Source organism: Corynebacterium aquilae DSM 44791, from assembly GCF_001941445.1.
In the GTDB taxonomy this organism is placed as follows: domain Bacteria; phylum Actinomycetota; class Actinomycetes; order Mycobacteriales; family Mycobacteriaceae; genus Corynebacterium; species Corynebacterium aquilae.
This window is the reverse complement of sequence record NZ_CP009245.1, coordinates 1,802,726-1,818,149: the sequence shown is the minus strand read 5'-3', so window position 1 is coordinate 1,818,149 and position 15,424 is coordinate 1,802,726. Positions and strand designations below refer to the sequence as shown.

The window sequence follows — 15,424 nt, the reverse complement described above, 5'->3', positions numbered from 1 at the left end:
ACACGCTCAGGCGAAAAGTAGATGATGCGCCGTTTCCCGTGTATAACCCCAACCACCCATACACCCTCCTTAAGTACACTGCACACCATGGGCAGGAACGACACCCCATTCCACGACGCAATTCACCGGTTTGCCACCTACCTCGACACCGTCGAAGGGCGATCCCCCAACACCATCAACGCCTACACCCGCGACCTTCGCGACCTAGCAACCCACATCACCGACCCCGCCGACTTCACCCTCACCACCCTTCGCAGCTGGCTCGCCCAAGGCGTCCAAGAAAACCTCAGCCGCGCCACCCTCGCCCGCCGCGTCGCAAGTGTGCGCTCCTTTAGCACCTGGGCCGCCCGCCACAACATCATCGCCGCCGACGAAGCCGCCCGCCTGGTCACCCCCAAACCAGCTAAAACCCTCCCCACCGTCCTCGGCCACCAAGCCGCCGCCGGACTCATCGACGCCGCCAACCCCACCCCACAACACCCGCGCGACGACGAAGATCACCGCAATCACGCAGAACCACACACCCCCCAGCGCGCAGCACAAGCACTCCGCGACCAAGCCATGATGGAACTGCTCTACGCCACCGGAATGCGCGTCGCAGAACTCGTCGGCCTCAACATCGGCGACATTGACACCCGCACCTGCCGCGCCACCGTCACCGGCAAAGGCAACAAACAGCGCACCGTGCCCTTCGGAACCCCCGCAGCCCAAGCCGTCGAAAACTGGCTACACAACGGGCGCGGACACCTCGCGACACCAGGGGAAAAAGCACTATTCGTCGGCGTCCGCGGCAAACGCATCGACCAACGCCAAGTGCGCCGCATCGTCGAAAAACTCGCCCGCGACATCGACGCCCAAGGACTTACCCCCCACGGGCTACGCCACACCGCAGCCACCCACCTCCTCGACGGCGGGGCCGACCTCACAACAGTGCAAGAAGTCCTCGGCCACGCATCCCTCAACACCACCCAGATCTACACCCACGTCTCCACCCAAAGACTGCGCGAAGCCTTCATGCAAGCCCACCCCCGGGCCCGCGAAGAAAACAACTAACCCCCACCAAAACTCACAAAACAACCGGCTTCAAACGAATCACCGGCGGAGTAAGGAGCAGCATCGGATCAACATAAGTATCCCGATCAAGCCGCGCACCCCACTGCAACCCCGGCCACTGATCCACCGGAGCAGCCAACGTGCCAATCACCTCACCCACAGACACCACCTGCCCCTTAACCACCACCGCCTCCACAGGCTGATAAGTGGTCCGCAACCCATCTGGATGATCAATACTCACCGTCGGCGTACCCACCACCACCCCCGCAAAAGCCACCACCCCCTGCTGCGCCGCCAACACCGGCTGGCCAACATCCGCCACCAAATCCACCCCACGATGCCCCGGCAGCCACGGCTTTTCGGGATTATCAAAAGGGCGAGACACCATCGGAACAGCAGTAGTACCCGACACCGGAGAAACATAACCGCCAAACCGGCGTGAAGCACCCGGGGCGCGCCGGGGAGATTGCGCCGCGGGGGCTGCCGACTCGACCGTCCGGCCAGGGCTAGGTGGTTTTCCAGGTTCGCCCGGTAAACCTGCTGCCGGCACGGTGAACAGCGCGATAATGAAAGCCACCAGGGTGATTACCGGAACCAACTTCCTGCGCCTGGTCGACTCTCCGAACCGTGGCAGGTGCTTTAGGCGGGAGTGCAATCTTTTCAGCGCGGCGGAGCTCATGAGACCATGCAACCCCAAGCGGGCAGATGGTGGAGAAAAACCTCGCCGTGGACTGTGGAGGCTGGCACAGGAGTGGCTGATGTGAAAAGTGCTGCGCACAGCAGGAAAAGCAGTTTGTAGTGCAGGCCTACAATCCGCTAAGCTGTCCCGCTAGCAGTGTGCCAAACCGTGCCAATCGAGACCAGATGGGATCGAGTCCTGCATCCTTGGAGGTCAAGGCATTGTTGGTGGGCTGACTTCGCGCGGAGACCGCGTTCCACCATGCAAAGGCTGACGGAAACGACAGCAAGCAGCAACAGCTGCTCACTTTCGCGGAACGCACCAACCCCGAGTACTCCAACGGTCCCTAACACACCGTAGAAAACACTCGTTTTCACGACAGTCTAGGGCGGAGAGCCGGGCGCTTCGCCAGGGTGACCGCGAAAAGCGATCACACGCAAAACCCAATCATCAAAACATAGAAAGGAAGCACCTCATGGCAGTCGTAACCATGCGCGAGCTTCTCGACGCTGGTGTCCACTTCGGTCACCAGACCCGCCGTTGGAACCCGAAGATGAAGCGCTTCATCTTCACCGACCGCAACGGCATCTACATCATCGATCTCCAGCAGACCCTGACCTACATCGATCAGGCCTACGAGTTCGTCAAGGAGACCGTTGCCCACGGTGGCACCGTTTTGTTCGTCGGCACCAAGAAGCAGGCTCAGGAAGCCGTCAAGGGCGAGGCTGAGCGCTGCGGTATGCCGTACGTCAACCACCGCTGGCTCGGCGGCATGCTGACCAACTTCCAGACCGTTTCCAAGCGTCTGCACCGCATGAAGGAACTCCAGGCAATGGATTCCGCCGAGGACGGCTACAAGGGCCGCACCAAGAAGGAAATCCTCATGCTCACCCGCGAGCGCACCAAGCTGGAGCGCGTCCTGGGCGGCATCGCCGACATGAACAAGGTTCCTTCCGCACTGTGGATCGTTGACACCAACAAGGAGCACATCGCCGTCGCCGAGGCTCACAAGCTCAACATCCCCGTTGTGGCTATCCTCGACACCAACTGCGACCCCGACGTTGTTCAGTACCCGATCCCGGGCAACGACGACGCCATCCGCTCCACCTACCTGCTCTCCAAGGTCATCTCTGAGGCCGTCATCGAGGGCAAGAAGGCTCGTTCCGAGCGCGAGCAGGCTGCCGCTGTTGAGGCTGCCGGCGACGCCGACAAGAACGAAGAAGTTGCAGCCAAGGTTGAGGTTGCAGCCAAGGTTGAGGCTCCCGCCGAGGTCGCAACCGAGTCCGAGTAAAATACTCGCAACTCACATGCTTTACCGCCCCCAATATGACACCAACAGTCACGGCCGACGCGTCGCGCAGGGTGTGATGTTGGGGGCGTTTTGCGCGCCAGGCATGCCAGGCGCGCGCCACAACAACTAGTCTTGGACTGACCCCTTGCCACAATCGTGTGCCCCCGCGCGCACGAACACCGTAAATTGCTTACAGTGGTAAGCGGAAAAACCCCAACAACAAGGAGGATCGCCGCACATGGCGAACTTTACCGCTGCAGACGTTAAGAAGCTTCGCGAGATCACCGGCTCCGGCATGGTGGACTGCAAGAAGGCTCTCACCGAGACCGATGGCGACTTCGATAAGGCCATCGAGCTGCTCCGCATCAAGGGTGCAAAGGACGTCGGCAAGCGCGCCGAGCGTACCGCTGCCGAGGGCCTCATCGCCGTCGACGGCAACACCATGATCGAGGTCAACTCTGAGACCGACTTCGTCGCCAAGAACCAGGAGTTCAAGGACTTCGCCGCCAAGATCGCTGCAGCTGCCGCTGCTGTGAAGGCTAACTCCGTCGAGGAGCTCAAGGCTGCTGACGTCGACGGCAAGAAGGCTGAGGAGGCTCTCCAGGAGCTGTCCGCCAAGATCGGCGAGAAGCTCGAGCTGCGCCGCGCCGCCACCATCGAAGGCGACAAGGTTGCCGTCTACCTGCACCACCGCGCTGCCGACCTGCCGCCGGCAGTTGGCGTCCTGGTCGCTTACACCGGTGAAGGCGAGGCTGCCGAGCAGGCTGCTCACGCCGCTGCCATGCAGGTTGCCGCTATGAAGGCTTCCTACCTCAACCGTGAGGACGTCCCCGCCGACGTCGTCGAGAAGGAGCGCGGCATCGCCGAGGCTACCTCCCGCGAAGAGGGCAAGCCGGAAGCTGCTCTGCCGAAGATCGTCGAAGGTCGCCTCAACGGCTTCTTCAAGGACGTCTGCCTCAACGAGCAGGCTTCCGTGACCGACAACAAGAAGACCGTCAAGCAGGTCATGGATGAAGCTGGCGTTACCCTCACCGACTTCGTTCGCTTCGAGGTTGGTCAGCACAACTAAGCACTCGCTGCTTAAAAGCCTGCTCCACTCCACCTGGTAGGTAGAGCAGTCGCTGAACCTAAGACAAGCCACCGCGGTATCAACCGCGGTGGCTTGTCTTTTTTCTTTACTCCCGCCACAACCGTGGGTAGGAGGCCCCATCGAGATGCCAAGACGCAGTTTGAGCCTATCGGCGGTAGGATAGCGGGGAGTAAAAACCAAGCGCCCTTTAACGGGCCGGATGAGGAGTGAATACGCTGTGAGTGACACCCAACGCGAAGGCTTCAAGCGAGTAATGCTCAAGCTCGGTGGCGAAATGTTCGGCGGCGGCAACGTCGGTATCGACCCTGATGTCGTCGAAAACGTCGCCCGCCAGATTGCAGAGGTCGCAAAAGCTGGAACCGAAGTCAGTGTCGTGATTGGTGGTGGCAACTTCTTCCGAGGCGCACAACTCCAACAGCGCGGCATGGACCGTAACCGCTCCGATTACATGGGCATGCTCGGCACCGTGATGAACTGCCTCGCCCTCCAGGACTTCCTCGAGCAGCAGGGCATCGATTGTCGCGTCCAGACCGCCATCAACATGGCACAGGTCGCCGAACCCTACCTGCCGCTCCGCGCGAAGCGTCACCTTGAAAAGGGGCGCGTCGTCATCTTCGGCGCCGGCATGGGTATGCCGTACTTCTCCACCGACACCACCGCCGCACAGCGCGCCCTGGAAATCGACTGCGATGTTCTGCTCATGGCTAAAGCCGTCGATGGTGTCTACGACTCCGATCCTCGCACCAACCCCGACGCCAAGCTGTACAGCGAAATCACCCCAGCAGAATGCATCGCCAAGGGGCTAAAGGTCGCCGACGCCACTGCGTTCAGCCTGTGCATGGACAACAACATGCCGATCCTGGTGTTCAATCTGCTCACCGACGGCAATATTGCTCGCGCCGTCAACGGTGAGCGTATCGGCACGCTCGTCAGCTCCTGATAAAATAACCAAAACACAGCATTCATTCCCCCTTATTTGTGAGGAAACTTTCTACCCCATGATTGACGACACTCTGCTTGAGTCCGAAGACCGCATGACCCACTCCGTGGAACACGCTCGTGAGGAACTCACCACCATCCGCACCGGCCGCGCAAACCCGGCCATGTTCAACGGCGTCATGGCCGAGTACTACGGCACCCTGACCCCCATTACGCAGATGGCGACGATTTCCGTGCCCGAGCCGCGCATGCTGCTCATCAAGCCCTACGAGATGTCCGTCATGGGTGAGATCGAAAACGCCATTCGCAACTCTGACCTCGGCGTCAACCCCACCAACGACGGTCAGGTGCTGCGCGTCACCATCCCGCAGCTCACTGAGGAACGCCGTCGCGACATGGTCAAGCTGGCCAAGTCCAAGGGCGAGGACGCCAAGATCGCCATCCGTAACATCCGCCGTAAAGGCATGGAAGAGCTCAAGCGTATCCAGAAGGACGGCGAAGCAGGCGAGGACGAGGTCGTCGCCGCTGAAAAGGAGCTCGACAAGGTGACCGCCAAGTACGTCGCACAGGTCGACGATCTGGTCGCCAAGAAGGAAAAGGAACTCCTCGAGGTTTAAGCCCCTCGGCACACGCCGCTAGGGTCGCCTCACACCCACGGTTTTTGGGCCGGGTCGACTTATTCGGTCGCCCGGCCTATTCCGTACCCATACCTTTTCCCGCACCGCACCCACCACTGTGACTCTGATTCAGACAGCGAAAGACACAGTGGGGGAGCAGCGCACACACATCCCAAGGAGACAGTCCGTGAGCGAAAGCGTCAAAGGCTTTGCCAAAGAAGGCCTTCCCAAACCCAAAAACGGGGCCGGGCGCGACTTAAAAGCAGCGATCACGGTCGGTGTTGCACTGGGAGCACTCGTTCTCGCCTCCATCTACTTCGCCCCCTGGGGGTGGTACGGCCTAGTCAGCCTCGCTGTTGCCGTAGCTACCTGGGAGGTGTGGAGCAGACTCAGCGAAAACGGCTATGTCATCCCCGGCATCATTTTGATCCTGGGCGGACAAGCCATGGTGTGGTTGAGTTGGCCGTTTGGTCCCAGTGGCGTCGTCGCAGCTTTTGTCACCAGTGTTTTGGTGTTGATGTTTAGTCGACTCTTCGTCAATGGACGATTCGTCGCCCCCACCAATTATCTTCGTGATACCGCCATCGGGATTTTCGTTCTGGTGTGGATTCCCCTGTTCGGTTCCTTTGCCGCCCAGTTGTCTCTGGTCAGTACCGAAAAGATCTCTCCTGGCCTGTTTATCATCACGTTCATGCTGTGCGTGATCGCCTCCGACGTGGGCGGCTATGCTGCGGGCGTGATGTTTGGTTCCCACCCCATGGCGCCTGCTGTCAGCCCGAAGAAGTCCTTGGAAGGCTTCGCCGGATCGGTGGTGTTGGGCTCAATTGCCGGCATCCTGTGCGTGACTCTGCTGCTCGACGACGCCTGGTGGTTGGGTTTATCCCTAGGATTCGGCTTGGTCATCTGCGCCACCCTGGGTGATTTGGTGGAGTCTCAGTTCAAGCGCGAGATCGGCATTAAAGATATGTCGAACCTATTGCCGGGGCATGGTGGCCTGATGGATCGCATGGATGGGCTGTTGCCTTCAGCCATGGTGACCTGGTTGATTCTGTCACTCATTGGTTCCTAAAAAGCCCCTTACTCGAGTAAAACGAATGGCCCGGAAAACATGAAAGGTTTTCCGGGCCATTGGCTTGGCTTTTACCTGAGCTGGTACTAGAGCTTCTTGGCGCGTTTGACCTGGCGACGCAGCTCCAGCATGCGCACGCCACCAACCAGAGCCATGATCAAAGCTCCAGCGATAGCGGCGAGCAGGAATCCGACCCCAACGGGCACCGAGAAAGACCAGGCGAACATGGTCAATTCAACTGAGTTTTGGTTCTGCAGGATAAAGACCAGCAGTGCGATGAGCAGCAAGAGCCCCAGAATAAGTGCGACCCATGTGCCACCAGCAACGGAGCCTTTAACCTTGGGCTTTTTCTGATCCTGCGGTGCAGGGGCGGCATCATCTGTGGGGGCCGGCACAACCGGTTCGACGGGGCCATGGTCGGTGGCGGGACGGGTGTCCGGCAAGTGATCCTCGGGTTCGCCGAAGTCGGGGTGCTCTGGGTTGTTGTTCATGTTTCCCATTTTCCTGGGTGAGGTGGATAAAAGGCAATTCCATGCCGCTAGTTAGGTGTCGCGCGGCCGTGGTTTAGCGCACAGTAGTGGGGGATTCGGTGCAACATCATTGAGGTCTAAAAGTGGGTAAACGTGGCAAACATGGCAAGATGGTGGGGCTATGACTACCACCCAGCCCGCACCTATCCCGCTTGTTTTCACCGCCCCGAAAAAGGGGATGCCACCGAAGCATTTCGCTGATCTCGATAACGAGCAGCGCATTGAGGCGCTTAAGGAACTCGGTTTGCCGAAGTTCCGCGCTAATCAGCTTGCTCGCCACTACTATGGCCGCTTGGAAGCTGATCCTCGCACCATGACCGATCTTCCGGCGGATGCGCGCGAGAAGGTTGCAGAAAAGCTGTTTCCGGAATTGATGCACCCGGTTCGCACTATCTCGTGCGATGACGGTGAAACCACGAAGACGTTGTGGCGTTTGCATGATTCCACGCTCCTGGAGAGTGTGTTGATGCGCTATCCGGATCGAGCAACGCTGTGTATTTCTTCACAAGCGGGTTGCGGTATGGCGTGTCCGTTCTGTGCCACCGGCCAGGGCGGTTTGGATCGCAATTTGTCTACTGGCGAAATCGTCGACCAGGTGCGCGCGGCAGCCGCGACGATGCAGCAGCAGGGTGGCCGCCTGTCGAACATTGTGTTTATGGGCATGGGTGAGCCGCTGGCGAACTACAAGCGGGTGGTCTCGGCGGTTAAGCAGATCACCAACCCCAGTCCCGATGGTTTCGGTATTTCGCAGCGCAACGTGACGGTGTCGACGGTGGGTTTGGCGCCGGCGATCCGCAAGCTCGCGGACGAGGGCTTGTCGGTGACGTTGGCGGTGTCTTTGCACACTCCTGACGACGAGCTGCGTGACACTCTGGTTCCGGTGAATAACCGGTGGTCGGTGCAAGAGGTGTTGGATGCTGCTCGCTATTACGCGGATAAGACGGGCCGGCGTGTGTCGATTGAGTACGCCTTGATTCGGGATATCAACGATCACGGCTGGCGTGCGGACATGCTGGGCAAGAAGCTGCATAAGGCTTTAGGATCCCGGGTGCACGTGAATTTGATTCCTTTGAATCCGACGCCGGGTTCGAAGTGGGATGCGTCCCCGAAGGATCGTCAGGACGAATTCGTGCGTCGTGTCATTGCCCAGGGGGTGCCCTGCACGGTGCGTGATACTCGCGGTCAAGATATTGCTGCAGCCTGTGGGCAGTTGGCGGCTGAGGAACGCTAGGACACTTGTGTAGGCTCTGTGCCTTTTGCCCGCAGTCCCATCCGCGTGTGGTGGGGACTGCGGGCTTTAGTGTCTCTACCTACGCTGAGCTAGTGGTGTGAGGTGGGATGAAAAAACCCCGGTTCCTCGTGGTGAGGAGCCGGGGGAGAAGCCTAGCCGTGTTTAGTGGATGGCTTTGCGACCTTCGACGGTGGCGGGGTCGATGTTCAGGGAGCGCAGCTGGGCGTCGTTGAGCTCAGCGTAGGGGCCCTGGAGAGACTTCTGCAGGTATGCCCAGTCGGGTTCCTGGTGGCCGGAGGGCTTGTTGTGGCTGGTGACGGTGCGAACCTGGCTCAGCTTCGGCTGGAACAGCTGGAGCAGCAGGCCGATGGCCACGAGAGCGGCGAGGGCGAACAGCCAGATGGTTTCGACGTGACCGTGGTGGTTGCCGAAGTTGTAGGCCAGCAGGAACAGGACGGAAACCCAGCCTGCCTTCTGGACCGCGCTACGAGAAAGGCCGTGCCAGCCCCATGCTGCCGACGGCTCGTCGAGGGTGCTGACGCCGTTGTGAATCTCGGGGACGGGGGCGTGGGAACCTGCCACGATGATCTCCTTGCTAACGAGGATAAGTCTTAGGGTGAGGATTCGAAGCGCCTCGCGCACCCCGTGTCATGGCCTTTTGCGGTCATTTCTGGGCGCACGGTGTTCAAACCATGTCAATGCGTCCTATTTTTGCACACTGATAGCTTGGAAACCACTCAAAGCCACTCCGCTGCTGTCTTTTTCACAACTTTCCCGACCTCTGGTTGCCCCTAAAGGGGGGTGGAGGTGATTGTGCAACAATTGCGGTATGAACAACTTGGCTTCTTCTGCTTTATCCGCCGACACCCAAGCCAGCCCCAGGCGTCGGGTTTTGTTGCTCGGCAGCACGGGTTCCATCGGCACCCAGGCTATTGAGGTGGTGCTTGCCAATCCGACAGATTTTGAGATTGTTGGCATTGCTGCGGCGGGGCGTAATCCGGATGCGATCATTGCGCAGGCTCACAGTTTGGGTCTGCCGGCGGAGCGGGTGGCGGTGGCGCTCCCGGAGGCTGCTGCCACGGTGGGGCAGGCACTCGGCGGGGTGGTGCGTAGTGGTGAGGATTCGGCGCGGCAGCTCGTTGAGGACGTTGACGCTGATGTGGTGCTCAATGCGCTGGTGGGCTCTTTGGGGCTAGGCGCGACGATCGCCACGATTGCTAAGGGCACGATTCTGGCGTTGGCGAATAAGGAGTCTTTGGTTGCCGGCGGCGCGTTGGTGATGGATATGGCGCGGCCGGGTCAGATTGTTCCGGTTGATTCTGAGCATTCGGCGATGGCGCAGTGTTTGCGCTCGGGGAGTAATGATGAGGTCTCCCGGCTGGTGTTGACGGCTAGTGGTGGCCCGTTTCGGGGGTGGACGCGTGAGCGGATGTGGGATGTGACCCCTGAGCAGGCGGCGGCGCACCCGACCTGGTCGATGGGGCAGATGAATACGTTGAATTCGGCCACTTTGGTTAATAAGGGGCTGGAGTTTATTGAGGCCAGCTTGTTGTTTGGGATTCCGGCGGATCGTATTGATGTGGTGGTTCACCCCCAGTCGATTATTCACTCGATGGTGACTTTCCATGATGGTGCGACGATTGCGCAGGCGTCCCCGCCGAGCATGAAGTTGCCGATTTCGCACGCGCTGAATTATCCGCATCGGGTGGCCAAGGCGCAGGAGGCGTTGGATTTTTCGGCCGCGTTTTCGTGGGATTTTGAGCCTGTTGATCATGTGGCGTTTCCGGCGGTGGAGTTGGCTGCTGAGGTCGTTGGTCGGGGCGGGACATTCCCGGCGGTGTATAACGCCGCTAACGAGGAGGCTGCTGAGCGTTTCCTTGCTGGGCGGCTGCATTTTCCGCAGATTGTGGATTGTGTGGCCCAGGTGGTGTCGCGGGCGGATAGTTTCGCGGGCATGCCCAGTGGTGTGGAGGACGTGTTGGCGACGGAGCGGGCTGCGCGTCGGGCGGCGCATGAGGTGTTGGCGTCGATGGGCTCCTAGCTGCCGTCGGGAGCCTGGCTGGCGGGCGCGGTGGCGGGCAATCCCCAGTCAATTGTGTGGTGCTTTGTAGTTTTTTGGTACCTGTCTTGCCGGTTGGCTCGGTTAGAGTTGGTGTCTTCAGTAGCTTCCGGCGGCGTGCATGGCGTGGCTGTGCGCGGTCGCCGGGTTGGTTTTCGTTGTTTGTGTGATTGGTTGGCTTGCCGTGAGCTTTTTTGTCGGCGTTGTCGTTTTTGCCTTGGGTATTGCTGCGACCATTGCTTTGCATGAGTTTGGGCATATGCGTTCGGCTTTGGCGTGCGGGATGGTGGTGCGCCGTTTTTATGTCGGTTTCGGCCCCACTGTGTTTAAGGTGCGCCGGGGTGGCATCGAATATGGGTTGAAGGCCATCCCCTTGGGTGGTTTTTGTGACATTGCCGGGATGACCATTCATGACGAGTTGGGCGAGGTGCCGGCTGATAAGGCGATGGTGAATAAGCCTGCTTGGCAGCGAGTTTTTGTGTTGCTTGGTGGCATTTTGATGAATTTGCTGCTGGCGTTTGTGTTGATTTATGCGGTGGCGGTGTCGGTGGGTTTGCCGAATCGTGATGCGGATTTTTCGGCTGTGGTGGAGTCGACGGGGTGTGTTGCGCCGGCCCAAAATGAGGATGGTTCTTTGGCGCCGTGTGCGGGTGAGGGGCCGGCCGCTGCGGCTGGTATGCGCGCTGGTGACAAGGTGGTCGCTGTTGATGGGCAGCCGGTGGAGTCGTTTATGCAGTTGCGTGAGAAGTTGATGGAAAAGCCGGGCCAGACGGTGCAGTTGGAGGTGCAGCGTGGGGCGGAGACGTTGTCGTTGTCGGTGCCGTTGGAGTCGGTGACGCGGCGCAGTACCAGTGGTGAGGTGATCACGGTCGGGGCGGCTGGCATTGTGGGGGCGCGTCCTTCAAACACGATGGTGGAGTACAACCCGTTGAGTGCGGTCGGTGGTGCGGCTCGTTTTTACGGGATGATGTTTGAGGGCACGGTGAAGGGCTTGGTGGCGTTTCCGGGCAAGATTCCTGGGGTGATGGCCTCTGTGGTGGGGGCGCCGCGTGATGAGGAGAGCCCGATGTCGGTGGTGGGGGCGAGCCGGATTGGTGGGGAGTTGGCGCAGCAGTCGCAGTGGCCGACGTTTGTGATGTTGTTGGCGTCGTTGAATTTCTTTTTGGCGTTGTTTAATTTGTTGCCGTTCCCGCCGCTAGATGGTGGGCATATTGCGGTAGTGGTGTATGAGAAGCTGCGGGATGCGTGGCGTCGGATGCGGGGTTTGGCGCCGGCGGGCCCTGCGGATTATTTGAAGCTGATGCCGTTGACCTATGCGGTGACTGCCGCGTTGCTGCTGGTTGGTGTGGTCACGATTGCGGCAGATATCGTCAATCCGATTCGTTTGTTCTAGCTGTGTGTTGGGGTGGGGTTGTGCGGCGGTGTGTGGCGGGCTTTGTCGGTGGCGGCCTGCGGTGGGTGGGCAGTGATAGAATCTGCCCCATAGGTCCGCGCGTTGATTGCCGCGGACATTGACAGTGGTGAGCGCTTGCGTGTGCTGCCTCCAGCCCCTTTTTTGGGCAGCGTGCGCGTGTGGTGTTTGCTCTGTGTTTTTCATTCTCACCGTTTTGGTCTTTTTAAAGGAGCGTTTTCGCACCGTGTCTAACCCCACCTCCATTGGCCTAGGAATGCCCGAAGCTCCGCTGCCCACCCTGGCTCCAAGGCGGAAAACTCGCCAGCTGATGGTGGGCAAGGTTGGCGTTGGTTCGGATCATCCGATCTCGGTTCAGTCGATGACGACGACGAAGACCCACGACATCAATGCCACGCTGCAGCAGATCGCCCAGCTGACTGCTTCTGGTTGCGACATCATTCGTGTGGCGTGCCCGAAGACGGTGGATGCGGAGGCGCTTCCGATCATCGCGAAGAAGTCGCCGATTCCGGTGATTGCGGATATTCACTTCCAGCCGAAGTACATTTTTGCCGCCATTGATGCTGGCTGTGCTGCGGTGCGTGTGAATCCGGGCAATATTAAGGAGTTTGATGGTCGCGTCAAGGAGGTAGCCAAGGCTGCCGGTGATGCGGGTATCCCGATCCGTATTGGTGTCAACGCGGGTTCTTTGGACAAGCGTTTGATGGAGAAGTACGGCAAGGCCACCCCGGAGGCTCTGGTGGAGTCCGCGTTGTGGGAGGCCGGCCTGTTTGAGGAGTACGGCTTCGGTGATATTGCCATTTCGGTCAAGCACAATGATCCGGTGATCATGGTGGAGGCCTACCGCCAGTTGGCCGCCCAGTGCGATTATCCTCTGCACCTCGGTGTGACGGAGGCGGGCCCGGCGTTCCAGGGCACGATTAAGTCGTCGGTGGCGTTTGGCGCGCTGCTTTCGGAGGGCATTGGCGACACGATTCGCGTGTCGCTGTCCGCTGATCCGGTTGAGGAAATCAAGGTTGGCGACCAGATTCTGCAGTCGTTGAATTTGCGTCCCCGCAAGCTGGAGATTGTGTCCTGCCCGTCGTGTGGTCGCGCCCAGGTGGACGTGTACACCCTGGCTGAGGAAGTGACCGCCGGCCTGGAGGGCATGGATGTGCCGCTGCGCGTGGCGGTGATGGGCTGTGTGGTCAACGGCCCGGGTGAGGCGCGCGATGCTGACCTGGGTGTGGCTTCCGGTAACGGTAAGGGCCAGATCTTCGTTAAGGGTGAGGTCATTAAGACGGTGCCGGAGTCCCAGATCGTTGAGACCCTGATTGAGGAAGCGATGAAGATCGCTGAGACCATGGATGAGGGCACGACCGGCGCTCCGACGGTGTCTATCACCAAGTAGGCTACAAAGCCTTTAAGCCCTTAAGCCTTTAAGGTTTTAAGCCTTTTTCGCGATTTTTCGCTGAACCACCCACCCGTTTGTTTTCGCTGTTGCGAAGCTTGCGGGTGGGTTTGGCTTTTCGCGGGCATTCCGGCCGGGTTGGTTGGTGGTGGGCAGCCGGTGCGCCTTAACAAAACCATCCCTGGGCACTGTTACAGTTGTGCGCATGAAAACCGTGGTCAGTGTGCTCAGCGTCGCCGCCCTCGCGGGCCTAGGCCTGGTGGCGTGCACCCCCAAGCCCGACCTGCCGCAGCCGGTGGTGCAGGAATTTTTGGACGCGGTGGCGGCGAAGGATTTTCAGGCCGCAGCAGAACTGACCGATTCCCGCTCCGCGGCGCTGGCCGACTTGACCGCCTCCTATGAGGGGCTGCAGGCCGATGGTTTCAGCGGGGAAGTCGACAAAGCCACCATCAGCGGTGACAACGCCACCGCCGAATACTCCATGAAGTGGAGCTTTCCGCGGCAGCGCGTGTGGGATTACGACAACTCCATGATGCTGTCCCGCACCCCGAAAGGCTGGGTCATCCGCTGGCAGCCCAGCGTGCTCTACCCGGGGTTGGGTGCGAATCAGCACATGGAGCTGCGCGCCATCACCCCGCCGAAAGCCGGGGTGCTCAGCGCCGACGGGGCAGAAATCCTCGCCCCCGGCACCTACTACCGCATCCTCATCGACCCCGCCGCCACCAACAGTGCTGCGGTGCGCGCCGCCGCTGCCCGCATCGCCACTGCGATTCAGCAGGTGCACGCCGCCGACGACCGGGTCGGCCTGGTCGACGCGAAGAAACTGATGGATCAAGCAAACGGGGCCTCCTATCCGATCTCCGTTGCCATGCTCACCGAAGCGCAATATCTGCCCATCAAAGAGCAGCTGCAGGATTTTCCCGGCATTCGCGTTAACCCGGAGGCCGGCATGATCAACACCGACCCGTCTTTCGCCCCGGAGATCATGAGCCGGGTGGAAAACATCGTCCACGACGAAGTGGAGGGCGCCAAAGGCTGGCAGGTGATCGCCGCCAACAACAATGGGGCCCAGCTCGAAGTGCTCACCCGCCACGACCCCCAACCCGCCCCCGCCATCCGGGTATCCCTAGACAAAAACGTCCAAGACGCCGCCCAAAAAGCCGTCGATTTGCGGCGCGAAATGAAAGCCATGATGGTCGTCATCAAACCCTCCACCGGCGACATCATGGCAGTCGCGCAAACTCCCGCCGCCGACGGCGACGGTGATGTCGCCATGTCCGGCCAATACCCGCCGGGCTCCACCTTCAAAATGATCACCGCCACCGCCGGCGTTGAACACCAAGACCTCAGCAACCAATCCATCGTGCCCTGCCCCGGCACCATGGACATCGGCCACCGCATCGTCACCAACTACAACGGCTTTTCCAAAGGCAACGTGCCCCTCCAATCCGCCTTCGCCGCCTCCTGCAACACCACCTTCGCCGACATCTCCTCCAAACTCGAACCCGGCCAACTCCAAGCCACCGCCAAACAATTCGGCGTCGGCCTGGACTACGACATCCCCGGCATCAACAGCATGACCGGATCCGTGCCCCAAGGCGAGGAACTCGTCGACCGCACCGAGGCCGGCTTCGGCCAAGGCAAAGACCTCGCCAGCCCCTTCGGCATGGCGCTCGCCGCCGCCACCGCCGCCGCCGGGCACACCCCCACACCGACCCTCATCAGCGGGCACACCACCACCGTCAGCGAAAAAGTCGACCCGCCCAGCGCACACGCCATCGAAGAACTCCGCGCCATGATGCGGGCAGTCGTCACCAGCGGCACCGCCCGCGGCATGCAAGCCCAAGGCGAAATCTTCGGCAAAACCGGCGAAGCCGAAATCTCCGGTGGCTCCCACGCCTGGTTCGTCGGCTACCGCGGCGACATGGCCTTCGCCACCCTCATCGTGCTCGGCGGGGGCTCCGAATCCGCCGTCGCCATCACCGACCACTTCCTGCGCACCCTCGACGAAAACACCACCCCGGTCGAATAAGCCACCACCCCGCTATAACCCGCCCACCAAAAG

General features: G+C 60.3%; 14 protein-coding genes. 11 read left to right on the top strand and 3 right to left on the bottom strand.

What is annotated here, in order from left to right:
• Positions 1-87: 87 nt before the first annotated feature.
• On the top strand, positions 88-1,053 hold the full coding sequence (locus CAQU_RS07685) for a tyrosine recombinase XerC (protein WP_075726638.1): 966 nt from the start codon (positions 88-90) through the stop codon (positions 1,051-1,053).
• 13 nt (positions 1,054-1,066) lie between these two features.
• Here CAQU_RS07685 and CAQU_RS07680 read toward each other — a convergent pair whose 3' ends face one another.
• On the bottom strand, positions 1,067-1,441 hold the full coding sequence (locus CAQU_RS07680) for a M23 family metallopeptidase (RefSeq protein WP_075726636.1): 375 nt from the start codon (positions 1,439-1,441) through the stop codon (positions 1,067-1,069).
• 766 nt (positions 1,442-2,207) lie between these two features.
• Between CAQU_RS07680 and rpsB the strand changes: the two genes are divergently transcribed.
• The 5 genes from rpsB to CAQU_RS07655 all read left to right on the top strand — a co-directional run bounded on the left by rpsB (position 2,208) and on the right by CAQU_RS07655 (position 6,738).
• Positions 2,208-3,023 carry a 30S ribosomal protein S2 gene (rpsB, locus tag CAQU_RS07675; protein WP_075726634.1) on the top strand — a complete coding sequence of 272 codons (816 nt, stop codon included), beginning with the start codon at positions 2,208-2,210 and terminating at the stop codon, positions 3,021-3,023.
• Positions 3,024-3,261: 238 nt separating this feature from the next.
• Positions 3,262-4,092: a translation elongation factor Ts gene (gene tsf, locus CAQU_RS07670; RefSeq protein ID WP_075726632.1), complete on the top strand. Its 831-nt coding sequence runs from the start codon at positions 3,262-3,264 to the stop codon at positions 4,090-4,092.
• Positions 4,093-4,366: 274 nt separating this feature from the next.
• A complete protein-coding gene (gene pyrH / locus CAQU_RS07665) occupies positions 4,367-5,053 on the top strand; it encodes a UMP kinase (protein ID WP_245797334.1) in 687 nt (228 codons plus the stop codon).
• A gap of 58 nt (positions 5,054-5,111) precedes the next feature.
• Positions 5,112-5,669 carry a ribosome recycling factor gene (gene frr / locus CAQU_RS07660; protein ID WP_075726628.1) on the top strand — a complete coding sequence of 186 codons (558 nt, stop codon included), beginning with the start codon at positions 5,112-5,114 and terminating at the stop codon, positions 5,667-5,669.
• A 187-nt stretch (positions 5,670-5,856) separates the two neighbouring features.
• Positions 5,857-6,738, top strand: coding sequence for a phosphatidate cytidylyltransferase (locus CAQU_RS07655; RefSeq protein ID WP_075726626.1), 882 nt, complete (start codon positions 5,857-5,859; stop codon positions 6,736-6,738).
• An 86-nt stretch (positions 6,739-6,824) separates the two neighbouring features.
• Here CAQU_RS07655 and CAQU_RS07650 read toward each other — a convergent pair whose 3' ends face one another.
• Complete coding sequence (locus CAQU_RS07650) at positions 6,825-7,238, bottom strand: LapA family protein (protein WP_075726624.1); 414 nt, start codon at positions 7,236-7,238, stop codon at positions 6,825-6,827.
• A gap of 151 nt (positions 7,239-7,389) precedes the next feature.
• On the opposite strand from CAQU_RS07650, the gene rlmN reads away from it, so the two are divergent.
• A complete protein-coding gene (gene rlmN / locus CAQU_RS07645; RefSeq protein ID WP_075726622.1) occupies positions 7,390-8,499 on the top strand; it encodes a dual-specificity RNA methyltransferase RlmN in 1,110 nt (369 codons plus the stop codon).
• 162 nt (positions 8,500-8,661) lie between these two features.
• Here the strand turns inward: rlmN and CAQU_RS07640 are convergent, their stop codons facing one another.
• The gene (locus CAQU_RS07640) at positions 8,662-9,084 is read right to left on the bottom strand and encodes a DUF2631 domain-containing protein (protein WP_425429706.1); all 423 of its coding nucleotides are present in this window, start codon (positions 9,082-9,084) and stop codon (positions 8,662-8,664) included.
• Positions 9,085-9,328: 244 nt separating this feature from the next.
• On the opposite strand from CAQU_RS07640, the gene dxr reads away from it, so the two are divergent.
• The 4 genes from dxr (at position 9,329) to CAQU_RS07620 (ending at position 15,391) form a co-directional block, all read left to right on the top strand.
• A complete protein-coding gene (gene dxr / locus CAQU_RS07635; RefSeq protein ID WP_075726618.1) occupies positions 9,329-10,540 on the top strand; it encodes a 1-deoxy-D-xylulose-5-phosphate reductoisomerase in 1,212 nt (403 codons plus the stop codon).
• A gap of 202 nt (positions 10,541-10,742) precedes the next feature.
• On the top strand, positions 10,743-11,951 hold the full coding sequence (locus CAQU_RS07630) for a M50 family metallopeptidase (RefSeq protein ID WP_075728553.1): 1,209 nt from the start codon (positions 10,743-10,745) through the stop codon (positions 11,949-11,951).
• Between the two features lie 274 nt (positions 11,952-12,225).
• A complete protein-coding gene (ispG, locus tag CAQU_RS07625; RefSeq protein ID WP_075728551.1) occupies positions 12,226-13,359 on the top strand; it encodes a flavodoxin-dependent (E)-4-hydroxy-3-methylbut-2-enyl-diphosphate synthase in 1,134 nt (377 codons plus the stop codon).
• A 205-nt stretch (positions 13,360-13,564) separates the two neighbouring features.
• Positions 13,565-15,391, top strand: coding sequence for a penicillin-binding transpeptidase domain-containing protein (locus CAQU_RS07620; RefSeq protein WP_075726617.1), 1,827 nt, complete (start codon positions 13,565-13,567; stop codon positions 15,389-15,391).
• Positions 15,392-15,424: the final 33 nt, after the last annotated feature.